24 protein-coding genes are annotated in these 23,150 nt (G+C 35.7%); 8 read left to right on the forward strand and 16 right to left on the reverse strand.

Annotated features, from left to right (window positions below; all coding sequences use genetic code 11):
* Window positions 1–33: 33 nt before the first annotated feature.
* Both F7888_RS01845 and F7888_RS01850 read right to left on the reverse strand, forming a co-directional pair.
* Complete coding sequence (locus F7888_RS01845) at window positions 34–1,251, reverse strand: ABC transporter permease (RefSeq protein ID WP_191776646.1); 1,218 nt, start codon at window positions 1,249–1,251, stop codon at window positions 34–36.
* Window positions 1,244–1,984, reverse strand: coding sequence for an ABC transporter ATP-binding protein (locus tag F7888_RS01850; RefSeq protein ID WP_191776648.1), 741 nt, complete (start codon window positions 1,982–1,984; stop codon window positions 1,244–1,246). Before F7888_RS01850 ends, F7888_RS01845 begins: the two co-directional genes overlap by 8 nt.
* A gap of 871 nt (window positions 1,985–2,855) precedes the next feature.
* On the opposite strand from F7888_RS01850, the gene F7888_RS01855 reads away from it, so the two are divergent.
* The 3 genes from F7888_RS01855 (at window position 2,856) to F7888_RS01865 (ending at window position 5,214) form a co-directional block, all read left to right on the forward strand.
* Window positions 2,856–3,278 carry an HIT family protein gene (locus F7888_RS01855; RefSeq protein ID WP_191776650.1) on the forward strand — a complete coding sequence of 141 codons (423 nt, stop codon included), beginning with the start codon at window positions 2,856–2,858 and terminating at the stop codon, window positions 3,276–3,278.
* Window positions 3,279–3,486: 208 nt separating this feature from the next.
* A complete protein-coding gene (gene serC / locus F7888_RS01860; RefSeq protein WP_191776652.1) occupies window positions 3,487–4,569 on the forward strand; it encodes a 3-phosphoserine/phosphohydroxythreonine transaminase in 1,083 nt (360 codons plus the stop codon).
* A gap of 120 nt (window positions 4,570–4,689) precedes the next feature.
* A complete protein-coding gene (locus tag F7888_RS01865) occupies window positions 4,690–5,214 on the forward strand; it encodes a tryptophan transporter (RefSeq protein ID WP_191776654.1) in 525 nt (174 codons plus the stop codon).
* A gap of 60 nt (window positions 5,215–5,274) precedes the next feature.
* Here F7888_RS01865 and F7888_RS01870 read toward each other — a convergent pair whose 3' ends face one another.
* Window positions 5,275–5,469, reverse strand: a complete 195-nt coding sequence (locus F7888_RS01870) for a hypothetical protein (RefSeq protein WP_191776656.1) — start codon at window positions 5,467–5,469, stop codon at window positions 5,275–5,277.
* Between the two features lie 223 nt (window positions 5,470–5,692).
* Between F7888_RS01870 and F7888_RS01875 the strand changes: the two genes are divergently transcribed.
* The gene (locus tag F7888_RS01875) at window positions 5,693–6,289 is read left to right on the forward strand and encodes an HTH-type transcriptional regulator Hpr (protein ID WP_191776658.1); all 597 of its coding nucleotides are present in this window, start codon (window positions 5,693–5,695) and stop codon (window positions 6,287–6,289) included.
* Here F7888_RS01875 and F7888_RS01880 read toward each other — a convergent pair whose 3' ends face one another.
* Entirely contained in the window at window positions 6,290–6,631 is a 342-nt protein-coding gene (locus tag F7888_RS01880) for a DUF1878 family protein (RefSeq protein ID WP_191776659.1), read from the reverse strand.
* Window positions 6,632–6,848: 217 nt separating this feature from the next.
* On the opposite strand from F7888_RS01880, the gene F7888_RS01885 reads away from it, so the two are divergent.
* Both F7888_RS01885 and F7888_RS01890 read left to right on the forward strand, forming a co-directional pair.
* A complete protein-coding gene (locus F7888_RS01885) occupies window positions 6,849–7,388 on the forward strand; it encodes a DUF3267 domain-containing protein (RefSeq protein WP_191776661.1) in 540 nt (179 codons plus the stop codon).
* Window positions 7,389–7,486: 98 nt separating this feature from the next.
* Window positions 7,487–7,666, forward strand: coding sequence for a hypothetical protein (locus tag F7888_RS01890; protein WP_191776663.1), 180 nt, complete (start codon window positions 7,487–7,489; stop codon window positions 7,664–7,666).
* A 58-nt stretch (window positions 7,667–7,724) separates the two neighbouring features.
* On the opposite strand, the gene F7888_RS01895 is transcribed toward F7888_RS01890, so the two are convergent.
* Together F7888_RS01895 and F7888_RS01900 are read right to left on the reverse strand one after the other, a co-directional pair.
* The gene (locus tag F7888_RS01895; protein ID WP_191776665.1) at window positions 7,725–7,814 is read right to left on the reverse strand and encodes a YjcZ family sporulation protein; all 90 of its coding nucleotides are present in this window, start codon (window positions 7,812–7,814) and stop codon (window positions 7,725–7,727) included.
* 38 nt (window positions 7,815–7,852) lie between these two features.
* A complete protein-coding gene (locus tag F7888_RS01900) occupies window positions 7,853–7,939 on the reverse strand; it encodes a YjcZ family sporulation protein (protein WP_191776794.1) in 87 nt (28 codons plus the stop codon).
* Window positions 7,940–8,174: 235 nt separating this feature from the next.
* On the opposite strand from F7888_RS01900, the gene F7888_RS01905 reads away from it, so the two are divergent.
* Window positions 8,175–8,975, forward strand: a complete 801-nt coding sequence (locus F7888_RS01905) for a peptidylprolyl isomerase (protein ID WP_191776667.1) — start codon at window positions 8,175–8,177, stop codon at window positions 8,973–8,975.
* 61 nt (window positions 8,976–9,036) lie between these two features.
* Here the strand turns inward: F7888_RS01905 and F7888_RS01910 are convergent, their stop codons facing one another.
* The 10 genes from F7888_RS01910 to F7888_RS01955 form a co-directional block, all read right to left on the reverse strand.
* Entirely contained in the window at window positions 9,037–9,237 is a 201-nt protein-coding gene (locus tag F7888_RS01910; protein ID WP_191776669.1) for a sporulation YhaL family protein, read from the reverse strand.
* Between the two features lie 260 nt (window positions 9,238–9,497).
* On the reverse strand, window positions 9,498–12,488 hold the full coding sequence (locus F7888_RS01915; protein WP_191776671.1) for an ATP-binding protein: 2,991 nt from the start codon (window positions 12,486–12,488) through the stop codon (window positions 9,498–9,500).
* Window positions 12,485–13,729: a metallophosphoesterase family protein gene (locus F7888_RS01920; protein WP_191776673.1), complete on the reverse strand. Its 1,245-nt coding sequence runs from the start codon at window positions 13,727–13,729 to the stop codon at window positions 12,485–12,487. Before F7888_RS01920 ends, F7888_RS01915 begins: the two co-directional genes overlap by 4 nt.
* Window positions 13,730–13,864: 135 nt before the next feature.
* Window positions 13,865–15,118: an ABC transporter permease gene (locus tag F7888_RS01925; protein WP_191776675.1), complete on the reverse strand. Its 1,254-nt coding sequence runs from the start codon at window positions 15,116–15,118 to the stop codon at window positions 13,865–13,867.
* Window positions 15,111–16,010 (reverse strand): ABC transporter ATP-binding protein, encoded by a 900-nt coding sequence (locus tag F7888_RS01930; protein WP_191776682.1) that lies wholly within the window; start codon window positions 16,008–16,010, stop codon window positions 15,111–15,113. The genes F7888_RS01925 and F7888_RS01930 overlap by 8 nt, the downstream gene beginning before the upstream one ends.
* 150 nt (window positions 16,011–16,160) lie before the next feature.
* On the reverse strand, window positions 16,161–17,204 hold the full coding sequence (locus tag F7888_RS01935; RefSeq protein ID WP_191776684.1) for an aldose epimerase family protein: 1,044 nt from the start codon (window positions 17,202–17,204) through the stop codon (window positions 16,161–16,163).
* 193 nt (window positions 17,205–17,397) lie between these two features.
* Complete coding sequence (locus F7888_RS01940) at window positions 17,398–18,909, reverse strand: coproporphyrinogen III oxidase (RefSeq protein WP_191776686.1); 1,512 nt, start codon at window positions 18,907–18,909, stop codon at window positions 17,398–17,400.
* Between the two features lie 139 nt (window positions 18,910–19,048).
* On the reverse strand, window positions 19,049–19,915 hold the full coding sequence (locus tag F7888_RS01945; RefSeq protein ID WP_191776688.1) for a Cof-type HAD-IIB family hydrolase: 867 nt from the start codon (window positions 19,913–19,915) through the stop codon (window positions 19,049–19,051).
* Between the two features lie 122 nt (window positions 19,916–20,037).
* Window positions 20,038–20,391 carry a YlbF/YmcA family competence regulator gene (locus F7888_RS01950; RefSeq protein ID WP_191776690.1) on the reverse strand — a complete coding sequence of 118 codons (354 nt, stop codon included), beginning with the start codon at window positions 20,389–20,391 and terminating at the stop codon, window positions 20,038–20,040.
* Between the two features lie 142 nt (window positions 20,392–20,533).
* Window positions 20,534–21,667, reverse strand: coding sequence for a DUF445 domain-containing protein (locus F7888_RS01955; RefSeq protein WP_225228540.1), 1,134 nt, complete (start codon window positions 21,665–21,667; stop codon window positions 20,534–20,536).
* 127 nt (window positions 21,668–21,794) lie between these two features.
* On the opposite strand from F7888_RS01955, the gene F7888_RS01960 reads away from it, so the two are divergent.
* The gene (locus F7888_RS01960) at window positions 21,795–23,150 is read left to right on the forward strand and encodes a YheC/YheD family endospore coat-associated protein (protein WP_191776692.1); all 1,356 of its coding nucleotides are present in this window, start codon (window positions 21,795–21,797) and stop codon (window positions 23,148–23,150) included.

The following is a 23,150-nucleotide window of genomic DNA, read 5'->3' on the forward strand; positions in this document are numbered from 1 at the left end:
AATGTTCGTCAGGATTTCCATAATATATGATGACTAGCTTAGTTTTATTAATCGCAATTTGACATAATGATACACAAACAAATAGACAAAAGCTGCTCCAGCACCTAAAAAGAACAGTGCAAATGTTAGTTGACCGGTAAAAATGATAAACAAGCAGAACAGTAACATTTGTACGAATAGGATTGACATCATTAAATGTAAGAATGATCTAGTTCGTTTTGCCAACGAAATTGGATATAAATCCAACCATATCTTAAGATGATGATGTCGCCAAAGTGTAATCAACTGATACCCTGTTAAATAAAGGAATAGAATGCCAATCGCAATCTTTCCATACCCCATTGGTAAAAAGGTTAACGCCACCCCTCCAATAAGTGTCAACCGAATAAACATTCCTAAATAATCACTTGACCGAAGAAATGTCCGTAAATATAAATACGTAAATGTTCGATCCTGCTCATATTTAGTAAATGAAGTAAGCCAGTTTAACCAAGAACGTCTTTTAATTTGTTCTTTTAGTTTTGGTACATCAGTAAACAGGTTCGCTAACCGATAAAATGTCATCATTCGTTTTGATTCAAGCTCTATTAGCATATCCCATTTAAGCCCTTTTTCTGTTCTCGCCTTATAAAAATACATAAGCAAACAGAGCATAATCACTATTACCGCAATAGTGAAATAGATAGGAGCATGACTAAATAAGAAATAACATAACGCGAGATTAAGAAAGAAACGAATGAGCAAATCAACAAATTTAGAAATTGTATCTTGTAAAAAATGAAGATTCCAACTCATCGTTAGATTCCATACTTTATTTAGTACAACAATCAAAAAGATCACTGCTAAATGAGCAAAGCTCTGGTTTGTTGCACTTAAATAAAGTGGAGTAATGATCGCAAATATGAGAAGTAAGATATACCCTTGAAAAATAGCACTCCATATAAACGCTTTTTGAAAATATTGGCCTAACTTCTTTTCAATTGGCAATAAAAACACTAAATCTGGGTCTTTTAGTAATGTTTGAACTGATCCTGACGTCAAAAACAATGCCAAGATCAATGAAATAATAAATAAATATGGGATATTAGGTGGAAGATCAGCTAACCATTGATTATAGTAATAAGCTGCACCACCAGTAAAAAAGATTAGCGCAATGAGCAGATGATCATTCAGCATATAACGTAAATATCTTTTTACTTCAGTCGTAAACTGAGTAAATCTTTTTTTCCATAAGTCCTGTGTGTTAACCATGATTCTCTTCCTTTGTTAACTCAAGATATAAATCATCTAAGGTCGCATTTGCCATCCCAAAATCTGCTCTTAAATCCTCTAATGTTCCTTTTGCCTTTACTTGACCATTATGTAAGATAATAAATGAATCACAATATCGTTCAGCAGTTGCCAATATATGAGTAGACATTAAGATGCCTGCCCCATTTTGTTTCATTTTGTTCATTAAATCAAGAAGTGACTGTATTCCCAGTGGATCTAATCCAACAAAAGGTTCGTCAATGATATAAAGGGAAGGTTCAACTAAAAATGCACACATGATCATCACCTTTTGCTTCATCCCTTTTGAGAAATGGGCAGGGAAGAATTTCAACTTTTTCTCCATCCGAAATTCCTTTAGCAATGGTTCTAAACGTTGTTCAAAATCTTTCTTAGGGATTCCATAGGCCATTGCTGTTAATTCTAAATGCTCATATAATGTTAGCTCATCATATAGAATCGGCGTTTCTGGAATGAAGCTATACTGTGAGCGATAAAGCTCCAAATCCTCTTTTATGCTTTTACCATTAATTTTGATTGTTCCTTTTCTTGGTTCCATAAGTCCAATAATATGTTTAATGGTTGTACTTTTTCCAGCTCCATTCAAGCCAATTAAACCAACAAGTTCATTCTTATTTACACTGAAGGAAACATCCTTTAAGACAGGATTTCGAGTATACCCTCCGGTAATAGCTTCGATTTCTAAAAGTCTCATGTCAATTTTTCCTCTCTATTTAACATTGTCTATTTTATATAATGAATTGAAAAGTAGATCTAGCCGCCTGAATAAATGGAGACTCCCGTGGGACTCGTGGCCAAAGTGAGACGTGAGCAGGAGTTTGCGACGCGGAGGCTCACCAGACACCCCACAGGACGCGGAGTGTATTCAGGCTGCGGTTTTATAAACTACAATTTATGTGTAAACAGCCTTAACATTAGTGACGGGATTTATTCCCAGTAACTCTCTTTATGATAACAAATATTATAATAATTACATAGTCAAAGATTTGTCTTTAAAATCATGAATACGAACCAGCAATTTGGGTATTCTAAACTTTGAAGAGGGAAAGGATTAAGCAATACCTTCTTTACAAACGTTGAAATGAGGTGTCTGTCAAAGACAATTTCCTTATTACAATCACTTAAAGAATGGTATAGGGGATGATTCGATTGAATAATTTAGCTGTGAGTGACTATTAACAGAAATAATCAAGCATTACACTTATTAACGAAATGAGGTGTCTACGGGCCATTATTTAGTGGAACCCGCATAGATTTCATTTAACGTCATTTTGTGAATGAGGTGTTTGTTAAAGACTATTTTCTGTAGTAATTAAGTTGTGAAACTTATGATTCCTTTTCGTAGGAGATGGTCATATTGGACAATTGTTCAAACTCACGTTGTAAAAACATTCATTTTTAATTAAACCTAAAAATGAGGTGTTTGCAAAAGATTATTCTATGATTTAATCCAACCTTTACCCATCTTCATTGAACAGGGTGCAACAATCGTTTGCACCTTGTTCTTTTTTATTGTTTTTATGCTAAAATAAGGTAAATATCGTATAAGTTAGGAGAGAAAAGTAATGAGTGATTGCATTTTTTGTAAAATAATCAATGGAGACATCCCAGCAGCAAAAGTGTATGAAGACGATCATGTATTAGCCTTTCTAGATATCAGTCAAGTAACAAAAGGTCATACACTTGTCATTCCAAAGGTACACAAGAAGGATATTTTCGAGTTAACACCTGAAATATCTAGTCATGTATTTTCTGTTGTCCCAAAAATTGCAGAAGCGATCAAGAGTGAATTTGATCCAATTGGATTGAACCTTTTGAACAATAATGGTGAGGATGCTGGCCAATCTGTGTTTCATTATCACGTCCACATCATCCCACGGTATGGGAAAGGTGATGGCTTCGGTGCTGTTTGGAAATCCCATGCCGAGGAGTATACTTCAGAACAATTAAAATCCATTTCTAGCTCAATTGCAGCAGCATTAAATTAATACAATAAATACATAACTGACGATAAGGATGTTTCATCACAAATGGACATCCTGTTTTTATATTTCAAAAAATAATTAGAAACTTTCCTAAATTCACTCTTTCATCTAACACTATTCATGTTAAAATAAATCAAACTTCATTAAATGAAAGTCATTTATTTTTTTATGTGTGTCTTTACTCATTTAACGTATCACAGGAGGTAATGAAATGAAGCGAGTTTATAATTTTAATGCAGGTCCCGCTGCGCTTCCATTTGCTGTATTACAAAGAGCTCAAGAAGAATTCTTAAATTTCAAAGACTCTGGAATGGCATTAATGGAATTAAGTCATCGTAGCAAGGAATATGATCAAGTTCATGAAAAAGCCATTTCTGATTTAAAAGAGCTATACCACATTCCAGATGATTACGAGGTGCTCTTTCTACAAGGCGGTGCAAGCTTACAATTTGCAATGATTCCCATGAATTTTCTCCCAGAAAATAAAATTGCTAACTACAGTCTAACCGGAACCTGGTCTGAAAAAGCACTAGCAGAAGCTGAGAAATTTGGGAAAACAGCCATTATCTCATCAAGTAAAGAGTCAAAATATAACCATATCCCAGATTCAAGTGAACTTATTCCAACAGATGATGCTGCCTATGTCCACATTACTTCGAATAACACCATCTATGGAACACAATGGTCTGATTATCCAGACCTAGGAAATATACCGTTAATTGCAGATATGTCTAGTGATATTCTAAGTAAAGAAATTGATATTCGTAAGTTTGATATGATTTATGCTGGTGCACAAAAGAATTTAGGTCCTTCAGGTGTGACTGTTGTCATACTAAAAAAAGACCTGCTAAAAAATATACCAAGTGAGATCCCAACTCTATTAAACTATCAAACACATGTAAAAAATAATTCACTCTATAATACTCCACCAACATTTTCTATTTATATTCTTTCACTTGTACTAGATTGGGTCAGAGAACAAGGTGGCGTGTCAGCAATTGAAAGAATAAATAATGAAAAGGCAGAACTGCTTTATAACTGCATTGATCAATCAAATGGATTTTACAAAGCACATGCCCAAGTAGGAAGCCGTTCAAAGATGAATGTTACCTTCACATTACCAACCGAACAATTAACAAAGGATTTTCTTGCACAATCTAAAGAATTAGGCTTTGTAGGACTTGGTGGACATCGTTCCATAGGTGGTTGTCGCGCATCAATTTATAACGCTGTTCCCTTAGAGTCATGCGTTGCACTTGTCAACTTCATGAAAGATTTCAGATATAGGAATTAACAGAAAATTTCGCTATATTTTCTGTTCACAATTTGTTATACTTATATTGTAATTTTCTTGCTGTAGGTCACAGGGCACTATAGGAGAAAAAAAGCATAGACAGATGAGGAGAGATGAGAAATGAATACAAAGGTACTAGTTTTACTATCATTATTAATTGGGATGGGGGCAGTATTACATTCAGTTATTCCAGGAATTTTCGGCGGAATGAAGCCAGATTTAATGCTAACAATGATGTTTTTAGGGATTCTCTTATTCCCTGAGAAGAAGAATGTTCTTTTACTTTCTATTGTTGCAGGGTTAATAGCTGCTTTAACGACACAATTCCCAGGTGGCCAACTCCCTAATATAATTGATAAACTAGTTTCAGCTTTTGTTTTTTATGGATTAATTTTAGTAGTTGGAAAGTTAGCGAAGTCAACTGTCGGAGCAACTGTACTTGCAGCCATTGGAACGATGATCTCAGGGGTTATTTTTCTATTAGCTGTACTTCTAACTGCTAATTTACCAACAGGAACAACTCTAGGGTTCTTGTTTGTCACAGTTGTGTTACCTACAACAGCTCTTAGTGCAGCTGTCATGTTAATTATTTACCCAGTTGCACAGCAATTAATTAGAAGAGCAAACATATCAATTCAAGCCTAACCTTTTACCTTAGGGGACTATCCCAGCGGTGCACAGCACGTGAGTTGGGATAGTCCCCTTTCAGTTGGAAAATAGACTAAGCAGAATCGCTATAACTAATATTCCTGTCCCAACAATTGCAAATCCCATTGCCTTTTGCATAAGGGTACGTTTCGGAGGATAAGCTCCTCCCCTTTGTGATAATAAAAAATAATTAAATGCTCCCAGAAATAATAATAAGCTAATGACAAAAAAACCGAAAATCACACCAACCAAGTCGCTCACCCCTTTCTTATCTTTATGCGTCTTCTCGTACTACTATGAAAAGACGAACAAATATGTGATAAATAAACAATAAACTCCTAAGAAAAATACGATTTTAATGTAAAAATAGTGTAATTTATTTTTTTATTTAAAAATTTAGTAAATTTAATCTTTATTAATTTTTATTTTATTGGCATAATAGTAATAATAGAATGATATAAAAGAAGGTGTAATGATGAAGCAGGATGAAAAATACTACTCTATTAAAGAGGCCATGCTTTTCAGTCAACGAATGGCACAATTAAGTAAAGCACTTTGGAAGTCCATTGAAAAAGATTGGCAGCAATGGATAAAGCCCTTTGACTTGAATATTAATGAACATCATATTTTGTGGATCGCTTATCATTTACAAGGGGCTTCCATCTCTGAGATTGCTAAATTCGGAGTCATGCATGTATCAACAGCATTTAATTTTTCGAAAAAATTAGAAGAAAGAGAACTTTTGCAATTTTCAAAGAAGGAAAATGATAAGAGAAACACGTATATTGAACTGACTCCAAAAGGCGAGGCTATCCTCTTAGAACTCATGGAAAACTACGACCCTAGCAAAAACGCAATCTTTAATGGCGCACTTCCTCTTCACAATTTATATGGAAAATTCCCTGATATTATGGAGATGATGTGCATCATTCGTAATATTTATGGTGAAGACTTCATGGATATATTTGAGAGGTCATTTAATAATATTGAAGAAGAATTTATTGAAATTGACGGAAGATTATATAAACGCGTGGATGACAACGACCCAGTGAAAGAAGTTGCAAACAAATAATCACTTGCTCTTCTTTAATAGTGAATCAAACTCTGTCATAAGTGGTATATACAAACCTTGTTTCAGTAAAGCTTCCACTGTTTTTTCAACCTTCAAGTTAGGATGAAGTAAATTGATGAATTGTGTAAGAAGCGGAGTGAAGATAACCAGACCTTCCGCTTTTTGCTTTTTATATTCCTTGCTCAACAATTCACAAGTTTTAAATAAGTCGTCTACTTCCCATTCCTGTAAATTAGATTCAACGATCAATTTATAGAAACGAATTTTGTCTTCATCTAATAATTGAAATAATAATCGTTGATAATATTCCAATCGACTTATTCTTGTTTCAAATGATTCCATTTCTTTTTTCCCCTTCTAAATTCAATTTCTCTGCATATAAAATATTCTAACGTACCTTTTTTACACCTGCAACAATATATGGGAATCCTTCTTCTACTCTTTTTGGAAGCGATAACCTAATTATTTACCTTATTATCTATTGATTTTTAACTGGAATAATCGTAAAGTAGGTAAATGAGTTTTATTATACCATTAACTTTTCTCGGAAGGTGATTATATGACTTGCTGGAAAACCATTAACCTCTCAAGAGAATATGGATTCCATCGAATTGTTATCGTCTCTTTATTAGCGACATTAATGACATTTATTTTACTTTACTTACCCTTAAACTTATTATACTCCAATACATCATTGAATGAGGACGGTCTTTTACTATTTATTCTATCTTTGTTCATTATCTTTCCAATTCATAAGCTTTTACATTCAGTTCCATTGCTTCTGTTTAGAAAGAAAGTAAAGTTTTCTATAGAACGGTCTGTTTTCTCACTACCACTTTTGTCAGTACGTCCTAATTGTTCGCTATCAAAACCATTGATGATCACAGTATTATTAACTCCCTTTGTATGTGTGACTGGCTTGATGCTTTATAGCTGTGCACTATTTCCAGAATACATTCATTACTTTTCAATTATTACTGCTGTCCATCTTGGAGTTTGTGTGACGGATTTTATCCTGTTAAAGCAGTTTATTAAAGCACCGCGTTCGTGTATTGTTGAAGAAATTGAAAATGGATATGATATTTTAATAAATAACTAGAAAAATAGGTCCTTTGACCTTATTGGATTTTGCATACACCTTTCATAAAATCTTAGTTAATGTTAATATAATAAGTATAGCTTAGGAGGGATCTCATAATGATGGTTTTGTATATTCCATTTGCTGTTTTTATTCTATTTAAAATTAATGATATGACTAATAAACTCTGCATTCAAAAAGAGATTCCTGAAGAACGTCAACATAAAGTCTTTCGCACTATTAATATCTTAATTACAATACTGCTCATTTCTTCATATGTAGAGATTTTATTTGCTTAGACACAGGAAAAAAGTGGCAATTTCAATTGCCACTTTTTTTATTTCATGGACATCTAAATTAATATGCCCAAGATGCACCGATGATAATTAATAAAATAAACAACACAACCACTAACGCAAATCCGCTTCCATGTGTAAATGTTGACATGAACATTTCCCCCTTTATTTATACTTCACCTTATTTGTTTATGCCCAAGAAGCACCAACAATAATTAATAAAATAAACAACACAACGATTAACGCGAACCCACCAGTAAATCCAGTGTGACTCATAGTAACACCTCCTCTTCGAGTTGTTACTTTATCCTATGCAGAGAAAACCAAAGGGCATGGGCACTTGTCATTACCTCCTGAAAATTAGGCTTGACTTTGACATCATTTATTCCATTGCTACAGAAGAAATACACCTTTTACACTTTAGATTAGCTTTCATTATATTTGGAAAAATGATATAGTATTTCATGTGGCTTTTTTCCAATAAACTTACATAGTAGGAGAGGTATCTATCATGAAAAAATTCGTAATTGCGCTTACAACGACAGCCAGTCTAATTGCACTTAGTGCATGTAGTGCTGATAATTCTGATGTTATTGCTGAAACAAGTGCTGGTAATATCAGTAAGGATGAATTCTACACTTCCATGAAGACTCAGGTAGGAAGTGAAATATTAAGAGATATGATCTATGTGAAAGCATTAGATGAAAAGTACGAAGTATCAAAAGAAGAGTTAGATAAGCAATATGAAACAATTAAAAGTAGCTATGGTGAATCATTTAATGCAATTGTTGAGCAGCGAGGAGAAGAAACCATTCGTGAATTAATTCGTTCAGACATTCTCAAACAAAAAGCTGTGAAAGACTCAATTGAAGATATAATTAAAGCACGTCATATTTTAGTTGCTGATGAAGATACTGCTAAGGAAGTAGTAGCAAAGCTTGAAGATGGTGAAGCATTTGAAGACCTTGCTGGGGAATATTCAACGGATGGTTCTGCTGCAAACGGTGGAGACTTAGGATGGTTCCCAAAAGGACAAATGGTACCTGAATTTGAAGAAGCTGCATTTGCTTTAGGAAAAGACGAAGTAAGTGAGCCTGTTCAATCACAATTTGGATTCCATATCATCAAGGTAACAGAAACGAAAGAAGACTTTGATAAGCTAAGTGAAGAAGAAAAGGATGCTGCAATTGCACCACTTCTACAACAAAATCCAACACTATTACAAAATGCATTAGATAAAGCAGTCTCTGATGTAGACATTGATATTAAAGATAAAGACCTTCAAAATATCTTTAGTACGGATACTGAATAATAATAAAAAGAGGCGTCTCTCTCCAAATGCTTTTGCGCTTGGAGAGAAGACCCTCTTTTTTTCACATTGGTTCAGCTTTATTGATTTTTCCCTTTCTTAATTCCTTTTCACTATTTATACGGTCAATATAGACTTGTCCTTCTTGCTCGATATAAGAATCCTCTACCTGCTTTTCCTCTTTTGATGTTCTTACAATCATATAAGCACTAAATACGATTCCTACAAGAGCTAAGTAAATCCACCATGGAGTTGCAAATAACATCTGGCAACTACCTCCTTGTCCCACTTGTTTTTACTACTATATGAGAGAGTATTGATGGTTAGCACTATTTTTTAGGCTGTTTTCGTATATATTGTTGATATTAATACCGCAGCCTGAATACACTCCGCGTTCTGTGGGAACCCACGGTCCCACGGGAGTCCCCCGTGTATTCAGGCTGCTAGAAATCTCATTCTCAATTATTCATCTCAAAACAACAACAAACTTTGAGAAAACAACCATTTTTTATGACCCTCTACTATTTAGCTGAGTATGAGACATGCTTCTTGATGAAATTGAGACAGCACATGTTCATGGCATGTGAAGAATAGGACTTGATGTTCTTTAGCGATTTCATTTATAAGCATGACGACATTTTGCAATCGTTCTGCGTCAAAATTGACAAAGCTATCATCAATGATAAAAGGATAGTTATGCTCTCGTTGCATGTTTTTTGCTAAAGCAAAACGGACAGCTACATAGATTTGTTCAGCTGTTGCTTGACTTAATTCACTTGGGCTAAATCGTAATCCATCTTTTCTCTCGACCGTGAATCCAGCTTTCCCTTCTTCAGCGTATAATCTTACATACATGCCATTTGTTAAGATTTCTAAATAACGCTCAGCGGTCTTCAACAATTGTGGAAGGCGTACATCACGATATTGTTGTATCGTTCTTGCAAGCAAATCCTTCGCAACCGCATAGATAGCCCATCCTTTTGCCTGTTCTTGAAAATTAGACTTTGCTAGCTGATACTCATGAAAGACTTCTGAATATAAGCCACCTTCTTCAATTTCTTCCATTCTAATGTTGATATCTGATAAACGCCGCTGTAATTCTTTAAGCTTTTGTTGTTCCTGTTTGGCCTGCTGCTCAAGCTCTAGTTTCTTTAACTCATAATCATCAAATTCATCAAAGAGTTCTGTATTGAATAGATCACTTGGAATTTGTGCTTCGACTAAAAGCAACCGTTCTTTCATACGATTAGCACTTTCTTCAGCTCTACCCTTTTTCCTAAATTCCTCTTCTGTTTCAACATTCGCTTCGTTCATTAGCGCTTCAATCTCTTTTGTTAATACATTTACTTCAATTTGAAGCTGCAAATAATCTTCTCCTATTTCTTTAAGCTTATCAGTGGTACTATTTAATATCTCCTGATTGATCTCTTCCTGCTCCCACAGGCGATTGATCTTTTCTAAAGTAATTATGGGCTCTGACAGATTAATTTCAACCTGAGTGGCTTCACCTACTACTTGAAGAACCTTATGAAACTCCTCAACTTGATTTTTTATGATGTTCATTTCTTTACTGATTGCTTTCTTATCTCGAAAGCATCTTTTTAGTCTTACAATACAATCGAATAATTCCATAAGATGATCACTATTTGATTGAACTAAGTATTTTTCACAAAGCTGCTTCATTGTATCGTTTACCTGATAATACTCTTTTTCCCAGCCTTCAAATTGAGTGATGACTCGATTATAAGAGCGTTCCAGCTGACGCTGCTTTGCTAGCTCAACCTCTAGTAACTGGCGGATCCCAGCGTCTTTTGATCGCTTCATTTCAGCTCTCTCATAGTCAGATATAGATAAACTGGTGGAATCATGTACTTGGTGAATCTCATTAAGCTGCTTTATGCGGCTATTCTTGTCCTCGATTAGATGAGAGAGTATGCCATTTGTTGAGCTTTTAGAGATGTTCTGATATAAGATAGGGATCAAAATGGTGGATCCAATCGTAATAATTGCCAAACCCCATTCTTGGGTATTAATGAAATAAATAGCTACAACAAGTAATACAAGTACAAGGGGAATATAAAACCCTAATGCTTTTTTTGATTGTTTTTTCTGCTTTAGTTTTTGTTTTGTTAACTTTTGATCAATTTGTTCAATCTCTTTAACTAAGCGTTCCTTATCACTTGCTATATGATGACGACTTTTATAGGATTGTAATTGTTCTTCAAGAGTCCTTCTTTCCTCCTCAGAGAGTAGCTCTTGTTTGTAACTTTTTATTGTTAAGTCACATTCTTCCAAAGCCTCTTTCACTTCATTGAAGCTTTGATCTAATAGTTTTTTCTGGTGACGTAAAGCTTCTATATTTGTTGTTGCTTGTTTGATCGATTCCTTTGCGGCTAGACCTGTATCAAAGGACATCAATTGAACTTCATCTACATAGATTTGTCCCAATTCTCGCTCTCGCTCAATTTCCTCTAGTAGCTTTTGATAACTATTTGTCAGTTGGATAAGCTTTTGCTGATTTTCTTCATAGCTTTTTCTTAAACGATTAAGCGTAAGAATCTCTCTTTCGCATGATAATACATGCTCGTCTAATTGAATGTCTTTGAGTCGTTGCTCCCATTCTAGCTTTCTCTCTGTAAGACTGGACAATTGTACTTTATATGGCTGAAGCTGAGATAAAAGTGTATCTAACCTTTTTAACCCATCAACTGGGAATGGCTTATGAGTGGGTAGTGCCTCTAAACCCTCTATTAATTTATATTTTTCAAGTTGCAATGGTTTGATTGACTGCATCATTTCTAACGTATTTAGATTTTTTTGATACTGAAATATACGTTGCTCGATGGTTTGTAGCTCTTTTTGCAAAAACTCTTTTTGTTCGACAAAGGTATAATATGTATCATTTTTATCCTGCAGCTTTTTTACTTTTTGTTGCAGCTCCTTTAAATGGAGCAGCTCTGCATTTAATAGAGGTCTCCGACCATTTGGTTTAAATAAACCTTCGAGTTCCTTCTCTAATTTGTATTGTATTGAAACAAGTGCATCTGTTCCAATCGCACCAGATGATATGAGATACCTTCCTAAATCATCTGCTCCAACCTGTTGAATTTCTTGCAGTCCATGGACATTGAACGAATAGATACTTTGATAATCATTTCGATCCATATTCGATAACAATTCCTGTAGCATCTCCTCGCCATGAATAGAACCATCTTTCAACAGCACTGTCACATCCCCAGCAGCTTTCCCTGGAAGCCTTTCTATCATGATTTCACCATATATATCTGTATCGATAATCACCTTCCCACCATAGCTTTGAGACGTCTTTGGCTCATATCTTTGTTCACTTTGCTGCTTCGTTGGAAAGCCAAATAAGATACTTAGAATATAAGACATCAATGTAGATTTCCCAGCTTCATTTTTGCCGAAGAATACTTGAATGGATGGTGATAGATTCTTGAACTCTTTATTTTCAAATTTGCCATAACCATAAATTTGCAAACCGATTACTTTCATGTATTCCCTCCGTTCGATGGTTGCTTGAACAATGAATACAATAAGTATTCCTCTGCCTGCTGAATGATCTCTTGCTCTTCATCCACTGTAAGCTCCTCCAAAAATCTACGGGCTGTAGGATGAGCGTACAAGCTATTTAGTGCTTCCTTTGTTTGATCATAGGTGTCAATTAAATGCAAGAGATCACCGACAAATGAAGCTTCATTCTTCATATCCTCCCTATCTCGTTTCAGCTGACTGCTCACCTTAAGCGAGATCACATAGACAAAAGCATTATTTTCCTCTTCTCCTTCAAGCAGGGTACTAAGGATATCCTCTATGACACTTGAATCCATTAATATTGAATGTAAAGGGCCATGCCCAGTTAATTCTAATGAAAGAAGAACTCCTTCTTGATCTTTGCGTGCACTATTTATCACCTGGAATAGCTTATCAATTAATTCGGAAAGAGTCGTTAACTCATTAATTGGTACACTTTCAGTCTCCCAGATAATATCTGCAGTCGGATGAAATGTTGTAAGAGTCTCGCGTTCAGTTAAACGAATCACGAATCCCCCTTTTTCACCACTTTCTTTTCGATGCCTTCCTTGAACATTCCCAGGGTACATGATTTTCGGTTGTTCATTCAGAATTTGACTCTTATGTATATGTCCTAGAGCCCAATAATCAAAATCCTTTTCTAGCAACTGCTCCACTCTGAAAGGTGCATACTGATTGTGTCCCTCATTTCCTTCTACACTTCCATGTAGAATACCAATATGATAGTCTGCTGTACCTTCTTTTTGATAGTACTTAGTCATATTCTCTGTTACTGCCCGCTTAGGATAACTAAATCCATATAATTGTACGAGACTTGTTCCCTTCTTAAATGTCTTAACTTCCACGGTCTGACTTGAGAAGGTATGGACATTTTCTGGCCAACTCATATCATGCCAAACTGCTCCGATATGATCATGATTCCCATGGACAATATATACGTGAATATGATGATTATTCAATCGCTCAAGCTCTTTACGAAAAAGGGTTTGTGCCCGAATGCTTCGATTTGCTTGGTCAAATATATCTCCTGCAATAATTACAAAATCAACCTTTTCCTTTATCGCAATGGCCATAAGCCTTTTGAATGACTGAAAAGTACTCTCCCTCACTCTTCTATAAATACTTTCTGGAAGCTTTTTTAATCCAGCAAACGGACTATCTAAATGCACATCTGCTATATGTAAAAACGTAATTGAGTTCATGATTGCTCTCCCTTTGACTCGTATATCATTCAATCTAGTATCGTTCCCCTTATTCTACCACCTCAAAAACACGAATGCACGTTCTGTGAGAATAAAATAAAAAAACATACCTCGGGTGAGATATGTTTTTTTGGTTTAGTTTGATTTCGATAGTTGAATCGCTTTGATGATATCTTTGAAGGATGTGCTTTTTCCATACATTAATACCCCACCGCGATAAACACTTGCACCAAAGATTGCTAATAGAGTAATAGTTAGAATCAATAAACCAAAACTTAAGCCAATCTCCCATATTGGAATGTTAAGCATCCCCACTCTAAGAAACATGATCATTGGTGAGAAGAATGGAATAAATGACGTAATCGTTACAAATGTAGATTCAGGATTTGTTAGTCCATACATAGAAATCATGAATGCAGCGACTATTAATAAGGTCATCGGTGTAATCATTTGCTGCACATCTTCAATTCTACTAACAAGTGAACCAAGGAATGCTGCTAGTGTAGCAAATAATAAATAGCCTAATAGGAAGAAGATGATTGCATAGATAAATGTTGCAGCCGGTATTTGCCCGAATCCAAAGAACTCAAACATTCCGCCTCCTAAGCTGTCCATACTTTGTCTCAGTGATGTATACCCAATTAAAAGAATAACACCAAATTGAGTTAAACTTAACAAACCAATCCCTAGAATCTTCCCAAACATTTGCTTAACTGGTGACACGCTTGAAATTAAAATTTCCATCACGCGTGAAGATTTTTCTGTTGCAACCTCCATCGCAATCATGCTTGCATACATGATCACAGCCATATAAATGACAAATAAAAGAATGTAGACAAGACCACGTGCTTGATTCAGTTCTTCTGCCGTTTTGGCATTTTGCTCTAAAGCTTCTTGTTCCATCGTTACTGGGGAAAATAAGACCTCTAATTGCTCAGAACTCATTCCTAATTTCTCTGTAGCAATTGCTACTTTTAGTGACTGTAATCCCTGTTGAAGCTGAGAATACACAGTGGAATCCGTAATAGTCATTGCTTTATATAATCCTTGTGGAAGCTGTTCTTGATCATAAGTTATTGTAAGGAGGCCTGTATACTCACCATCAATTACTTTTCCCTCTAAATCCTGTTCGCTTCCATCCACCTGCTCGATGTTCAGCTCATTGTTGATCATCGATAACTGCTGCTCAAATGCAGGGTATAATTCACCTGTGTCATCGATCACTGCAATGGATTCTTTTTTATCATTTTTATTTATCATTTCGATAATTGATTCGATATTTGTGACACCTACAACAAGCAATGCAGTGATAATTGTCGTAATAATAAATGACTTGCTTCTTAACTTCGTCCAATATGTGTGCCATAATATGATCCAGAACTTATTCATAGGATGCACCAACCTTTTCAATGAAAATATCATTTAAGGATGGTTCTTCAAGGACAAATTTACGAACAAAACCTTTATTTGAAATCGCCTCAAACAAATCCTTAGCGATTTCTTCTCTTTCGATTTGAAGAATCATTCCTTCTGCTGTCTGTTTCGACTTAGTCACCCCTCGGATTGATTTAAGATCAGACAAATCAAAATCAGCATGAATACTTACATTTTTTCTTCCAAATGAACGTTTGATTTCTTTAAGCGAACCATGAACAATCGGACTACCATGATGCATAATGCAAAGATGGTCACATAATTCTTCAACATGCTCCATTCGATGACTAGAGAACACAATTGAGGTACCTTCGTTTTTCAATTTAAGAACGGCATCCTTCAGTAATTCAACATTTACTGGATCTAGTCCACTAAACGGCTCGTCTAGAATCAATAGCTTTGGCTTGTGAATAACCGAAGCGATAAATTGAATTTTTTGTTGATTTCCTTTTGATAGCTCTTCTACCTTCTTATTCGCATATTCAGGTACATTGAATCGGTCGAGCCATTCATTCATTTCCTTAAGAATTGAAGACTTATCCATTCCTCTTAATCTAGCTAAATAGACAAGCTGATCTGCCACCTTCAGCTTCGGATAGAGTCCTCGTTCTTCCGGAAGATATCCGACAAGGTGGCTTGTCTGATAATTAATAGGATTTCCCTGCCATGTGATTTCACCCTGTGAAGGATTAAGTAAACCCAGTATCATTCGAAAGGTTGTCGTCTTCCCTGCTCCATTAGCACCTAGGAAGCCAAACATCTCTTTTTCCGGTATTTCAATCGATAATTGATTAACCGCTGTGAAATGACCGAACTTTTTAGTTACTTCTTTGATCTGCAACGTCAAAACTCTTCTCCCCCTTTTTATTCCTCTAATAAATACGTATTTCCCACTGAAAAGATTCATTATTTATCAACTTCCTCACCCTAGCAGCAAAGTGGGGCTTTTACATTATAATTAAAAAGAACTACCGTAGTTTGGTAGTCCTTCTATTAGTTATACTGAGAACGTAAATTTTGTTTGTGTACGGTATTCCTTGCCTTTTTCTAGGACACATGAAGCAAATTCAGGTTGATGAATTGAATCTGGTGGTCCTTGAGTTTCTAGACAGAGTCCATAGTGGTTTGTTGATGAAACTCCAGTGAGTTTATAATTATCTTCTAAGAAATTCCCTGTATATAATACCACACAAGGCTCATCTGTTTCTACGGTAAGTCTTCTTCCACTTTTTTCATCCTCTAATACGATCTCTTTGTCATGATTGCTTGATAGTAATAAAGGATGATCATACCCATGGCCAACTAGAACATTTTGCGGATGAGTTGAGTCGATGCCATCCTTAATCTTCCTGCCCTGACGGAAATCAAACGGTGTATCTCCTACATCAATCAACTGACCTGTCGGAATTAAATCATCCCTTAACTCAATCAACTGATCACTTTTCATTGTTAGCACATGATCAGCTATACTTCGTTTACTATTCCCACTCAAATTGAAATAGGTATGATTTGTTAAGTTCACTAGTGTTGTTTCGTCAGACTGGCCATGGTACGAAATAAGTAGTTCATTCTTATTCGTTAACGTATAGACTACCTTTAAGGTTAAGTTACCTGGATATCCTTCTTCCTTGTCAGGGCTTGTATAGAAGAATTCCACCCCCACTTCTTCAGCGCTTTCAAACACAGCCGATTCCCATAGAACATGGCTATAGCCTTGCTCTCCACCATGCAAATGATTTTCTCCATTATTTTTGGCTAATGTATATTTCTTTCCCTCTAATTCAAATTCAGCACCATTTATCCGACCCGCAACACGCCCACAAACAGCACCGAAATATGGTAAATTCTTCTTATACTCTTCGAATGTATTATATGACAGTACCACATTCTCAATAACACCATCTTTATCAGGTGTTCTGATACTCGTAATAACACAGCCGAAGTTAATACAGGTTATCTCCATCCCGTTATTATTCTTTAATGAGTATTCAAACACTGTTTGACCATTGAATTCACCATATACCTTGCTAGATACTTCCATTTCATACCAACCTTTCTACTCTAATTATTAGAAATCAATCTATCGGTAAGCGTTTACCATTCTATTACTCATACTCACCCGCTAAAGAGATTAATTGTCTTTCCTTTGACTCTATTCTACCTACTTTCTTTTGTAAAGGAAACCTAAAAAAAAGAGTAATAGACATATTTTGTCTACTACCCGTTTTTTGAAATTAGTTATTTACTGTGTTTGAATTGAAAAGATGATTCAAAATCTTTATTTTCTCATTCGTATAATGAACATAATTATCATTATATGCTTTTGGTTCCTTTGGATTAGCAAATTGAGTAATCTTTCCTGTCACAGGATCAACAAATTTACTTGCTGCACCACAGCCTAGCCCAATAATTGATTGCTGCTCTTCCATAATCATAATATTATAGATGCTTTCTTGTCCTGGTAATGAGTAACCGACATTTTCTAGATTGCCCAAAATATTCTTCATACGATATAAATAGTATGGGACATAGCCATGATCTTCTGTCCATTTCGTCGCGTTGTTCATCATTTCTGTAATTTCATCACGATCAGCAACTTTGTACTTCTGCTTATTTCTCGTCATTTCTGATGCACGTTTGAATGATAATGTATGCACGGTTAATGATTCTGGCATGAGCTTCTCGGTCTCAGAAAGGGTGTAATTGAATTCTTTCACTCCTTCACCAGGTAAGCCTATAATTAAATCCATATTAATATTATTCATCCCCATACTTCTAGCAAGATGAAATTTCTCAATCGTCTCCTCTACTGTATGATGACGACCAATTGCTTTTAAGGTTTCTTGAATATAGGATTGGGGATTTATACTAATCCGATCAATCTTCCATTTGTTTAGCACGTCTAGCTTTTCAGGTGTAATAGTATCAGGGCGACCGGCTTCCACCGTGATTTCTCGAATGGACTCTACGTCAGGGAATGAGTGTACCATCTCTTCATACAGCATGTCCATCTCACTAGCTGTAATGCTTGTTGGCGTACCTCCACCATAATATACTGTTGTTATCTTAATCCCCTTCTCCTTCAACCATTGTCCAATTTCTCTCATCTCATAATGAAGACCACCTAAGAATGAATCAACTGAGCCTTGTTTTCCATTAATCGCATAGGCAGGAAAGGTGCAATACGCACATTTTGTTGGACAGAAAGGAATCCCAATATAGATACTTACCTCATTCTTCAACTCATATAAATCCGGAATCATTGTTAACTGTCGATCGACTATATGCTGCATCAGTTCAATCTTATCAGGGCTAATTAAATATTGATCTCGAAGCTTCTGATGAGCGACTTCTTTTGAATCACCGTCACGAAGCATTTTATGAAGAAGCTTTGTTGGCCTAATCCCTGTTAAGAATCCCCATTGTTGGATAATCCCTGTTTGTTTTTGTAGGATCGACACATAGACATGGGATACCGCTCTTTTTTCTTGGGTAAATAGTTCTTTATCAGTCGCGTAGGTTAGTAGCTCTCGTTCAATTTGTTCCTCGATTACTTGTTCATCATGTATTATTCTTGCAAATGCCTTTATTGATCGATCCCCAACTGTATAATCAATCTTGATCGTCAAATCACCTTCACTAGATGAATCAAACGTTGTTTCACTTTCTTCATAGAATAAATTGGTTATTGCACTTAGTGGTCTTAGAAAACGTTCATCCTGCAGACCCTTTACAATGATTTTCACATAATCACCTTTTCTTCAAATTTGCTCTTTATAGTGTACTGAATTTAATAATGATTATCAATGGAAAGAAAAACATCAAAGGAGACAACCCCATTCTGACCTACGCTTAGTCATGGGACTGTCTCCTTTTTGGTTCTCACTATTTTTCAATTTTAATTTTTCGTAGAAATTCTAGTCTTTGTTGTTTTCTGAAATGCTCTTTAATCATATATGACACGCCATGCTGATTATTCGATCTTGTTACCCAATCAGCTGACCTTTTCAACTCATTTGGTGCATTCCACATCGCAACACCAAGTCCGACAGATTCGATCATTTCCATATCATCAAGTGAGTCACCAATCGCAACCGTCTTATCAAGTGAAATTCCAACATGATTGCATAGCTTCTTCAATCCATTCCCCTTCGAAACACCCTTTGGTACAATTTCAAGCTTGCGTTTGTCAATTTTCACTAAACTCAATTCTTCGAAATTTGTTTCTAATAGTTGACTTACTTCCTCTTGCTCTCCCTCTGATCCAAAATACACTTCAATTTTCTGTGGTGCTAACGGATTATCAGTTAAGTAATCACCCAATGAAGTAACAAATTGGATTGGGTAAAATAATGAATCACCTGACCCAAATACTGCCCTAGAAATTAAATTTCTTGGCATTCTTAGACGGTTCCCTACAGAGAAACGTTCATGAACTAGACGAATATTGCATTCATAATTCTCTAGGATTTGAACCAAATTAAAGGTTTTTTCCTCCGATAATCGTTTATCAACAATAGGATGATCTAATGTTGAACTAATAAAAGCCCCGCTATGTGTAATCAATAATGAATCAATCTTCAATGCTTTTGCAACCTTCTTTGCAGATAGAAAGTTTCGATTGGTCACAAGGGTAACATATACCCCTTTTCGCTGAACAAACTCAATCGCTTCCTTCGTTCCGGTCTGAATACGCCCATTTGGACGTAATAAGGTTCCATCAATATTAATTGCAAGTAATTGATAACTCATCCGAAGTCCCCCTTATCTGTGATGTAGCTTGCCCTTAACTATGGATATGAGCAAATATACATCATTAGAACAATGGACGTAAAAAAACCCCACAACATTTGTAGGGTTAGTAGTTCCGAAGGCTATTGTTGCATACTTCCGTATAATTCTTCTAATGGCTTCATAATGATTTTGTTTAATTCACCAATGAGCATGCTCATACGTTGTTCTGCTTCCATTAACTTTGAAATGGATGGGTGCTGTTGAACTTGTCCAACTAGCTGCTGTGCACTCTCAACTTCTTCCTGTGAGATTTCTTCCCCCATCATTTGCTTCTGTTGAAGCTGCATTTGCACATCACGGAAGCTTTCAAATAGTGTTTTTGCAGCTGGATCTGCATTTACTTCATTATAACTTTGTTGAAGAGTCTTATACTCATCACTTTCACGAATTGCTTTCTCAAGGTCATAGGCTACATCATATAAATTAACTGACATTGTATCTTCCTCCTTACATTTCTTTCCATCCTTAAACAGATACTCCCCAACTATAACAGACTCTCCAAAATAATTCAGCTAATGTCCTTTATTTATAGCCTATTTTTTATTAATGATTGCTCAGGCAGCTATAGAACAAAACTTATTTTATGATAAGAACCATAATTCCTTGAATGATACCAATGAATCCACCAAGGAAGGCGCCTAGAAAGGTGATCATCTTAAATTCACGTCTGGAAATGGAAAGGACCATTTCCTCTAGACGTTCTACTGAAAAGGATTCAACCTGTTGCTTTACGATTTCTTCCACGTGCAGTACTTTCATCATGTCATTTATTCGTCCAGCTACAGCTTTTAATGACCAATCAATTAATTTAGGCACACTCCCAATCATTGACTCCTTAAATGGCGCAAGTAATTCATTAATAGGCTTATTTGTATACTCCTTTATTGGGATTACCTTCGTTATAGAAGACTTGATGGTGTTAACAATAAGCTCTCTTCCAATCTTCTCCTCTAATTCTCCGACTGACCAGTCTTTGATTTTGTCCCATTCCTTAGTAAGAAGTGCCGTTAATAGTTCTGTTGTCCCAGGACTATTGATAAACTTCAAGATTTCAGGTTGAAGCTTGTCTACTAAACTTTGTTGCCCTAGAAACATTTGAACCATATTTCCGAGCATACGCCGACTTGCAAAGAAATCATCGATCATGATGCCAAGTCTTTGCTTGCCTTCAGGACTATCGAAATAAGCCTCTCCCTTTTTCGTGATATAAGCTGCAAAAGCAGGTATATTTGAAGAAATTCTCTCCTGAAGTTCTACTGGTAGGATACTACCTAACTTGTGATGCTCAAGCTCCTCCAACCACTTCGCATACTTTGCCTCAACATATTGTATAAGCTTGTCCTCTGTTTTTTCATCTATATGTTGCAGTCCGAATTTACTCACCCATTGATTAATTGAATCATTCGTCTCAAGAAACTTTTCTAATTCGTCATTTGCCCATTGTTCAAGGGCTTTCTTAAAGCTTGGATCTAATAACTTATTTTTAATACTTTCAGGTGTTAATAAATGTTCTACCACCATTTTACCAAGCTGATTTGCTAGTTCATCACGTCTTTTGGGAATCAACCCTGGAGTAAAAGGAAGCTTCTTTCCAAAAAGATAAATCGCCTTATAGGGTCTAAATAACATTTTGATTGCTAATGAATTGGTAAATCCTCCGATGATGGCTCCAATTGCTGCCATAAATAATATTACAAGTAAAGCATCCATAATTATCAACCTTCCAAATTTCTAAATATATTCTCACAGTTTACTGCGAATGGCATACGATATATCAGCATTCGCCTATTTACCAATTATAATGATTCTTTAACTTGTCAGCAAATGAGGGTTACTAATGACTAAAAAAATTCACATTGAAATAAAACCCGTTTCAGATGAACAGATCTCTACAAATACCATTCAAATCAGTGAACCAATCTCAAAACGATTTCAGCTTGAAGATGGGCAGCATCTTAATCTTCACTGTGGGAGGAATAGTCAGGAGGTTCAGACCGTATGTATTAAAGAAAGTGACCCTATTCTATATTGTAGCAAGTCACTTCTTGAGAAACTTTCCCTGCCAGAAGGAACATTATCCATTACCTTCTCTCAAATAAACAACCATTCTTTTTCTCTTGGACCTGTCATTTGTTTACTAACAGAAATTCGTGAAATAAGCGACTCTATTTCCCTTGGAACGATTGAAGAATACTGTGAGGAGTTAGCAGTCTATTGTGAGCGCTTAGGGATTTTATTTTACCTAACAGGCCTAAAGCTATTTCAAGAAAACCTTGGCTATATTTTTCAAGATGGGTCATGGAAAAAGTCGACAGTACCCGTTCCTCATGTCGTTCATAATCGAATTCATTCTAGGAAAAGAGAAAAATCAGAGCTATTTAAACAGTTTTCAAATACATTAGGTGAGCTCGGAATCCCTTATTATAATGATCACTTTATCGATAAATGGGAAGTGTATGAGGCTCTTGTGAAGGAAGAACATTTATCACCCTTTCTACCTGAAACACAATTACTTCTAAATAAACAAGTTCTAGAAGAAATGCTTGCGAAACATCCAATCGTGTTCTTAAAGCCCATTCATGGGAGTCAGGGTAGGAAAATCTTCAAAATCAACAATCAAGAAGATGGGCACTATGAACTTGATTATACAACCTTTGCTAAAGAAATGGAGAGCAACTATGATTCTTTTCAGTCACTTTTCCTTTCATTAAAATCAAGACTCCATCAAGGTTACATTATTCAACAAGGAATTCCTTTATATTCTTATCAAAATAGGCCTCTAGATTTCCGTTTTCTTTGCCAAAAAGTCGATAATGATGACTGGAAGATTACCTCCATTGTTGCGAGAGTCTCTGCAAAGGATGATTTCGTTTCAAACCTCTCTAGAGGCGGAGAGCTTAAGAAAATTGACGAAGTCTTAGCTACATCCTTTGAGTCGAAGGAAATAAAGCAAATCAAAAAATTAATGAATGAATTGGCCGTTGAAATTGCTTCTTTGATTGACACATCTATACCAGGAATCTTCGGTGAACTTGGAATTGATTTGGCTCTTGACGAAGAAGGTAAGCCTTGGCTAATTGAAGTCAATACAAAGCCTTCAAAAAATCAAGATCAACATAAATTATCGTCAAAAATTAGACCTAGTGCAAAAGCCGTTATCAAGCATTGCCTGTATCTGGCAAATTACCCTTGA

It is taken from the genome of Litchfieldia stipae (assembly GCF_014837155.1).
In the GTDB taxonomy this organism is placed as follows: Bacteria; Bacillota; Bacilli; order Bacillales; family Bacillaceae_L; genus Litchfieldia.